This window comes from Prevotella amnii CRIS 21A-A (assembly GCF_000177355.1).
GTDB classification, from domain to species: Bacteria; Bacteroidota; Bacteroidia; order Bacteroidales; family Bacteroidaceae; genus Prevotella; species Prevotella amnii.
Genome location: NZ_ADFQ01000067.1, coordinates 1 through 1,073, shown reverse-complemented (window position 1 = coordinate 1,073; position 1,073 = coordinate 1). Strand labels below are relative to the sequence as shown.

The following is a 1,073-nucleotide window of genomic DNA, read 5'->3' as shown; positions in this document are numbered from 1 at the left end:
GTTGCGTCCGCTGACAATCATTACAGTCTCGTCTTTCGGAGCACTACCTTTAGCAGCTGTCGTTACCACACCGTCTTTCTTCACCTGAATGGGACGCCCGAAGCCATCCACGAAGGTTACAGTCTCCATATCATCGCTTGGGTGCTGTATGTCGTAATGTTTGGTCACTGCGTAAGCAGGTGCTGTAATGCCGTTGGTGCCGAAAGTAGCCTTAGGCTGATAGTCAAAGGCAATGATGTAAGGCACACCTGTTGCCAACTCATTAGGACCACGCACGGCTTTAACACGTCCGAGGTTGTCTATTTCCGTTTCATAATAGAAGTGGTTGAGATCCATACGGCGGAGTGCCATACCATAGCGGTAGTCGAAGTTGGCAGCCTCGCTACGGTAGCCAAAGGCATCGTCTATGCGCTCCACATACATATTCATCACCGGCTCGTAGCGGTAGGTATACCACATGCGTTGCCCCTTGGCGTTGGCAGGGAGCATGGTCTTGGTGATGTTGCCGTAGGCATCATAGGTATAATCGGACACGGCTTCTCCGCTACCGAGTTGCCGGCGGATTTGCGTGATATGGTCGGCATAGTTCATGTCGTAGGTAGCCGTAACATGGTGATAGGTTTTGCCGTCACCGCCCGTAACCGTTACATCGGTCGGTAGTCCGAAGATATGCTTACCCTCGTTGGAGGTGTACTGTATGGCTGTCTGGTAATCGAAACCGCCCGTGCCGTTCTCACCCAACTTGCCCTTGTCGCTGAATTTATAGGATTTGAGTTCACCGTGATAGCCTGTGAGGTAATACTCGTTCCAAGCCTCAGAGGTGGTGATACCGTTTGTCTGTCCCTCGTACTGCATGCTGGCAGTATAGCGGAGCGGAACGAAAGCAGAGGCACGGTCGCTGCATAGCTGTTGTTGCTTGGTGAAGGTGTACTTGTCACCATCGGCAGAGAGGTAGTAGCCGTCGTACTCATTGCGGGTCTCGGTGTATTTCTTGCCTTCGGCATCTTCTACGGAAGTACTAAGTTCGTTGCCTTGTGCGTAGTAGGTAGACACGTCGTAGAGTTGTACTGCCA

General features: G+C 51.9%; 1 pseudogene. It reads right to left on the bottom strand.

The features are described 5' to 3' along the window. Window positions 1-855, bottom strand: a pseudogene (locus HMPREF9018_RS10490) (RHS repeat-associated core domain-containing protein); the annotation flags it as partial. Window positions 856-1,073 lie beyond the last annotated feature (218 nt).